13 protein-coding genes are annotated in these 5,494 nt (G+C 71.3%); 12 read left to right on the top strand and 1 reads right to left on the bottom strand.

The annotated features are described in order from the left end of the window. Window positions 1–282, top strand: a 282-nt coding sequence (locus ABZZ22_RS26740; protein ID WP_354938518.1) for a hypothetical protein, incomplete at its 5' end; no start/stop codon positions are given. Continuing rightward, complete coding sequence (locus tag ABZZ22_RS26735) at window positions 279–449, top strand: hypothetical protein (RefSeq protein WP_354938515.1); 171 nt, start codon at window positions 279–281, stop codon at window positions 447–449. The genes ABZZ22_RS26740 and ABZZ22_RS26735, both read left to right, overlap by 4 nt. A 73-nt stretch (window positions 450–522) precedes the next feature. Here ABZZ22_RS26735 and ABZZ22_RS26730 read toward each other — a convergent pair whose 3' ends face one another. Continuing rightward, window positions 523–777 carry a hypothetical protein gene (locus tag ABZZ22_RS26730; RefSeq protein ID WP_354938512.1) on the bottom strand — a complete coding sequence of 85 codons (255 nt, stop codon included), beginning with the start codon at window positions 775–777 and terminating at the stop codon, window positions 523–525. Between the two features lie 136 nt (window positions 778–913). Here ABZZ22_RS26730 and ABZZ22_RS26725 point away from each other — a divergent pair, with 136 nt between their 5' ends. The 10 genes from ABZZ22_RS26725 to ABZZ22_RS26680 all read left to right on the top strand — a co-directional run bounded on the left by ABZZ22_RS26725 (window position 914) and on the right by ABZZ22_RS26680 (window position 5,470). After that, window positions 914–1,126 carry a hypothetical protein gene (locus tag ABZZ22_RS26725; protein ID WP_354938509.1) on the top strand — a complete coding sequence of 71 codons (213 nt, stop codon included), beginning with the start codon at window positions 914–916 and terminating at the stop codon, window positions 1,124–1,126. After that, window positions 1,119–1,436, top strand: a complete 318-nt coding sequence (locus tag ABZZ22_RS26720) for a hypothetical protein (RefSeq protein ID WP_354938506.1) — start codon at window positions 1,119–1,121, stop codon at window positions 1,434–1,436. Before ABZZ22_RS26725 ends, ABZZ22_RS26720 begins: the two co-directional genes overlap by 8 nt. Further along, entirely contained in the window at window positions 1,436–1,594 is a 159-nt protein-coding gene (locus tag ABZZ22_RS26715; RefSeq protein WP_354938504.1) for a hypothetical protein, read from the top strand. The genes ABZZ22_RS26720 and ABZZ22_RS26715 overlap by 1 nt, the downstream gene beginning before the upstream one ends. Beyond that, window positions 1,591–2,388, top strand: a complete 798-nt coding sequence (locus tag ABZZ22_RS26710) for a hypothetical protein (RefSeq protein ID WP_354938501.1) — start codon at window positions 1,591–1,593, stop codon at window positions 2,386–2,388. The genes ABZZ22_RS26715 and ABZZ22_RS26710 overlap by 4 nt, the downstream gene beginning before the upstream one ends. Beyond that, a complete protein-coding gene (locus ABZZ22_RS26705) occupies window positions 2,385–2,885 on the top strand; it encodes a hypothetical protein (protein ID WP_354938498.1) in 501 nt (166 codons plus the stop codon). The genes ABZZ22_RS26710 and ABZZ22_RS26705 overlap by 4 nt, the downstream gene beginning before the upstream one ends. Continuing rightward, a complete protein-coding gene (locus ABZZ22_RS26700) occupies window positions 2,882–3,466 on the top strand; it encodes a hypothetical protein (protein WP_354938495.1) in 585 nt (194 codons plus the stop codon). The genes ABZZ22_RS26705 and ABZZ22_RS26700 overlap by 4 nt, the downstream gene beginning before the upstream one ends. Beyond that, the gene (locus ABZZ22_RS26695) at window positions 3,466–3,636 is read left to right on the top strand and encodes a hypothetical protein (RefSeq protein ID WP_354938492.1); all 171 of its coding nucleotides are present in this window, start codon (window positions 3,466–3,468) and stop codon (window positions 3,634–3,636) included. The genes ABZZ22_RS26700 and ABZZ22_RS26695 overlap by 1 nt, the downstream gene beginning before the upstream one ends. A 2-nt stretch (window positions 3,637–3,638) precedes the next feature. Next, on the top strand, window positions 3,639–3,773 hold the full coding sequence (locus ABZZ22_RS26690; protein ID WP_354938489.1) for a hypothetical protein: 135 nt from the start codon (window positions 3,639–3,641) through the stop codon (window positions 3,771–3,773). A gap of 156 nt (window positions 3,774–3,929) precedes the next feature. Beyond that, on the top strand, window positions 3,930–4,361 hold the full coding sequence (locus tag ABZZ22_RS26685) for a DUF4352 domain-containing protein (protein ID WP_354938486.1): 432 nt from the start codon (window positions 3,930–3,932) through the stop codon (window positions 4,359–4,361). A gap of 224 nt (window positions 4,362–4,585) precedes the next feature. Then, window positions 4,586–5,470 carry an N-acetylmuramoyl-L-alanine amidase gene (locus ABZZ22_RS26680; protein ID WP_354938483.1) on the top strand — a complete coding sequence of 295 codons (885 nt, stop codon included), beginning with the start codon at window positions 4,586–4,588 and terminating at the stop codon, window positions 5,468–5,470. Window positions 5,471–5,494 lie beyond the last annotated feature (24 nt).

Here is a 5,494-nt window from a genome sequence, read left to right as displayed (position 1 = left end):
GCCGAGACCGCCCAGCCCGCACGCGACGACCTGTACGACGCCCTCGACCAGTCCTGGTACCGCTGGGACCCCCAGAGCATGGCCAAGGGCACCGGCATCATCCGCCTCATCGACGCCCACGCCACCGAAGTCCGCGCCGCCGTCCTCGACGAGGCCATCAAGGCCGTCCTCGGCCGCGTGGAGGCCTACGAGGGCATGGGGCAGGACGCCGTCGACCGTAACCGCGAACGGACCGCCATCGTCGCCCAGCTCCGCCGCATGGCCGACGGGAGCCAGCCGTGACCGGCCCCAGCAGCAACCCCCACGGCGAGAAGGCCGGACGCCCCGGCACCGCGTGGGAGACCACTTTCGGCTCGACCGGCGAACGGCTCCTCGACGACGACGAGCCGGAGCCCCGACCCAACCGCGCCACACGACGAGCCGCCCGACGCAAGCGCCGCACCGCCTGACCCGCACACCCCCGACACAACCCCCAAACACGACAAAGCCCCCACCAACCGGTGGGGGCTCACGTCTGCCACGCTACTCCGCCGGCCGCTCCAGATCCGTCCGACGCCCCTGCCGCGACTTCCGCGTCGCGAAGTAGGGCTTCGCCACCCGGTAGTCCACCGCCTTCGTCCGACCGATCTGCATCACCGGCGGGAAGGCTGGATCGGTCCGCGCCAGCGTCGACACCCGCTGATGCGTGATCCCCTTCACCACCCCATCGGCAACAAGCCGGCGCGCCAACTCCCTGAAGCTCACCATGTCTGGCCCCCCTTCTGCGGGCTCGCTCATGGGCACCATCTTCCCTGACTTGGTTGCCAGTTGGCAACGAAGTCACTACGCTCGATCTGGCAACAACAGAACGCCCCGGTCGGTGGCTAGACCGGCCGGGGCAAGCCCACCCCTGCCATGAACAGGAGATAGGCACATGGAGCGTATCCGCTCGTACACCACCGCGGCACAGGCCGCCCACGAGAAGAACTGCCAGCACTGCCACACCCTCACCGAAACCCTGGACACCCGCCACGCGGAGAACGCCGCCTCGGAGGCCCGCCGCGACCGCCGCGACCTCCAGCTCAACCTCGCCGCCCGGCACATCGCCACCCTCTGGGGCATCCCGACGGAGGCCCCCCGTGTCTGACCGCCACCTCACCCAGCCCGACGAAGCCCTCCGCCAGGTCCACGCCCAGGCCCTCCACAACCTCGTCGGCACCATCGCCACTCTCATCGCCGACTACCTCACCGAGACCCGGCCCACCGATCGGATCGTCGAAGCGTCCCGGAAGCACCTCGCCTCCACCTACGCCAACGACCGCGCCGGCCACGACCCCGAGCACGCCACCGAGGTCGTCGCAACGCTCCTGCGGCTGCTGCCCTCCCCGCGGCTCACGGAGACAAGGGGCGAGTACGCCCTCCGGCTCCGCGCGATCGTCGGAAGGACGCACGTCTGATGGACACCCCCACCTACGACCCGCCGGCCGAGCCCGACCGCACCCCGCGCGCGAACACGATCGTCGACGCCCCGGCCACCCACGCCGCGTGCGCCCGCGAGTACGCCGAGGCCGCGGCCGTTCGCGCCACCATCAGCAAGCAGGAGCGCACCCGATGAGCCCCCGCACCCGTACTGACTGGGTCCTCCGAGGCGCACTCGCCTGCACCCTCATCGGCACCGCCCACGCCGAGTACACCCTCGCCGTCGCAACCGGAGTGCACCCCTGGGTCGCCGCCTGCGTACCCGGCGCACTCGACCTCTACGTCATCCGCGCACTCCAGGTCAGGCGCGACGTGCTCCTCGCCGTACTCGTCATGTGCGCCGTCAACGTCGCCAGCCACCTCGTCACCGCCGGCGTACTCGCCGTCGACTGGGCCCTCATCTCCGCCGTGGGTGCACTCGCCCCCCTCGTCCTGTGGCGAGTGCACGCCCTCTGGCACACCCGCACCCGCAAGGAACTCCTCTGGGACGTCCCCGCGGGCACCAGGGACCTGATCGAGGCCGGGCAGAACGCACCCGCACCCGTCGAGGTGCACCCCGCGCCCGTCGAGCCCCCGCCCCCCGCACTCGCCGTCGAGAGGTGCACCCACGGCTGGCCCGCCGACTGGCACTGCACCGAGTGCACCCCCGAGGCCCCCGCCGAGATCGCACCCGCACCCGCCCCGCCCACCGCGAGTACACCCGCACCCGAGCCCGAGAGCACCCCCGAGACCGCACTCGTGGACGCCGAGGACGACGACTCCGACGCCGAGTTCATGGACGCCGCCCGCGCCCACTGGGACGACGTCAACGCCAAGACAGGTGCACCCCCGAGTGCACGCTCCATCAAGGCCGCACTCGCCGTCGGCCAGACCCGAGCCACCCGCATCCGCACCCGCCTCCTCAACGAGTACACGGAGGTGCACCCGTGACCCCCACCCTCGGCGCCGTGCTCATCGGCCTCGGCCTCCTCGCCTGGGAACTCGCCAAGTGGTACCCCGGCGTCAAGGCCCTCCAAGCCAACGCCGTCGGACACCTCGGCGACCTCCTCCCCTTCCTCCTCTGCTGGGCCATCGGCGCCCTCACCGTCATGGTCGTCGGCGGCCTCGTCGGCTGGATCGGAGACACCGCCCTCTGGGGCATCAACGTCTTCGGTGACGGCCTCCTCGTCTTCGGAGTCGGCGCCCAGACCGGCACCGCCCCCGGCAGCACCAGCGCACCCCTCACCGAGGGCGGCCTGTTCATCACCCTCATCGTCCTCATCGTGTTCCTCGCCCGCCGCGGCAAGGGCGCCACCGCCTCCAAGTGGCGAGGCTGGGCCTCCGGCATCGGCCTCGCCCTCACCGGCAGCATCGCCCGCTACGCCGCCGTCCCCCTCGCCTCCGCCGCCAACCTGGCCGGCGCCTGGCTCACCGGAATGCTCCGGTGACCGCGGCCCCTGAGCCCGTCGAGCGGCCCGCGGGGGAGTCGGAGGGCTCCTCCCGGGTCGCCGGTGGCTGCGTCGTCGCCCTCGGCATCAGCGGCCTCCTCGCCTACGCCTGGGTCAACCCGGACTTCGGCACGTTCGTTGCGGGGGCCGCATCCGCCGTCGCGGTCGGCAAGACCCGCCAGTGGGTCGCCAAGCGCCGCCAGGACGCCCCCGAGGACACCGCGCCCGAGGCGGAGCCCGTCGACATCGTGGCCGTCCTCCAGGCCCTCGGCGAGGGCGGGAACGGGGTCCTTCTCACCGCCCTTCGCGAGGCCGCCGACCTCCCCGACACCAAGACCGTCCGGACCCTCCTCGCCGACGCCGACATCCGGGTCCGCGCGGGAGTCCGCACCCCCGCCGGCAACGGGCCCGGCGTACACGCGGACGACATCCCCACCCCCTCCCCCCCCACTTCCAGCCCCTCTCCGACCGGTTGTTTGTGCAGCTCAGAGGCCGCCAACGCCAACACCAACAACGCCCGCACCGACATCGTTCAGGACCCCGACAACCCCCACCACTGGCTCGTGAAGGAGCACGTCTGATGGACCTCACTGACCAGCAGCTCGCCATCAAGATGATCGGGATCGTCCACAGCGTCGACCTCGACTGGAGGGCCGCCCAGGCGCTCGCCGACCTTCACGGCCTGACCATCGACCAGATCCGGCGCGGCATCGCCTACCTGGAGTCCGGCAAGCCCCTTGAGGAGCGCTGACGATGGCCCTCCGCCGCCCCGAACCCAAGCAGGACGACCCGCGCCTCAAGGACCATACGACCGTCTACAGCAGCAGCCGAGGCGGCTGGGTCAAGCCCACCGACAAGCCCACCCCCGGCACGCCGAAGAAGCCGTAACCCGCCGTTGTCAGCCCCCGCCCGTACCGTAGGACCATCACACCCGCTGATTGTGGAAGCTGCCCACTCTCGGCGGAGGACCTAGCCCCGCCCCCGGAACAGCGTCCGGGCAGGCGGGGCTTCCTCATTCCGGCGTCTCTCCGGCACGATGCCCCGATGCACAGACACGCGCTCACCGCCATCACCGCCGCCCTCCTCCTCACCGCCTGCGTCCCCACAGAGACTCCCGCCGGCAGAAAGCCCAGCGCCACCGCCAAGCAGGCGGCCGTCACGCTCACCGCCAAGCCTGCGCCGTTCAAGCCCACCGTGCTGCACCGCGGCGGCGACTACACCAGCGTCCAAGTCACCCTCACCAACCGCGGCACCAAGGAGCTGTCGGTGAACCCGCTGTACTTCAAGGTCACCGACAGCACCGGCGGGGTGCACCGGCCCGAACTCGGCATGGACGAGCAGCAGATCGAGACGGTGGCGATCGCGTCCGGCGAGCACATCACCGGCACCGTCACCGTGAAGGGCAAGCTGACGGTGGCGTCCGTGACGTTCACCGACGGCGCGTTCGGGCAGTCCGTGCGTGCCAGCGTGTCGTAGCCCGTTCGGCCCCATGCTGTCGGCCGCCAGGTGCATACTCGACTTACTGCCGAGACAAGGCCGGAACCAGGTGACTGGATCCTCCCGCTGAGCGCAAGCGGGCAGTGGCCCTCGGAGTGCGGTAGGCGACCTGACGGGCGAGATGGTCGGCGCGTAGGACCCCAGCCACCCCCCGGGCTGGGGTCCTTCTGCATATGCTGGACGCAGACTGAAAGGGGCACTCCATGGCGACACCACTTACCGCCGACAGACTCGTAGCCGCCCTCCGCGCCGAAGGCGTCAAGGTCGTCGAGCACCCCGGCTGGCGAGGACACCACCGCAACCACAAGGGCCCCTGGGGCCCGGTCCACGGCGTGATGGTCCACCACACCGTCACCGGCCCGAAGGTCAACGGCGTCCCCATCTGCTTCAACGGCTACGCCCAGCTGCCCGGCCCGCTCTGCCACGGCGTCATCCGCCGCAACGGCGAGGTCCACCTCGTCTCCGACGGGCGCGCCAACCACGCCGGCGGCGGCGACCCCAACGTGCTCGCGGCCGTCATCGACGAGCGGTACAACGACAAACCCCCGGACCCGCACCAACACGACGGCTCCGCCGGTGCGACGGACGGCAACCGAGCCTTCTACGGCTTCGAGTGCGAGAACCTCGGCGACGGCAAGGACCCGTGGCCGCCCGCGCAGGTGGAAGCGATCGTGCGGGCGTCGGCCGCGCTCAGCCGCGCGCACGGCTGGGGCGCCAAGTCCGTGATCGGGCACTCCGAGTGGTCGGATTGGAAGAGTGATCCGAAGGGGCCTGACAACGTTGTCAGCATGCCGAGCCTCCGGAAGCGGATCGCCGACCGGCTTGCCCACCCTGCGTCCTGGACCCCCGGCACCACCCCGAAGCCCCCCGCCCCCAAGCCCCCCACGGAGGACGGCATGACCCCCGGCGAGAACTGGTCCTACCGCAACGCCAAGGCCGACGCCGCATCCGTCGCCGCCGGACACGGCCACATCCCCGACGCCTACGGCTACCTCGTCCAGACCCACACCCTCCTCGTCCGGCTCACCGCCACCATCGAGCGCCTCGAACAGCGAGTCGCCCAACTGGAGGGACGCGCCCAGTCGTGAGCGCCCCCGAGAACGGCATCTACA

It is taken from the genome of Nocardioides sp. NPDC006273, from assembly GCF_040613495.1.
Classification (GTDB): Bacteria; Actinomycetota; Actinomycetes; order Propionibacteriales; family Nocardioidaceae; genus Nocardioides.
This window is presented reverse-complemented; position numbering and strand designations above follow the sequence as displayed.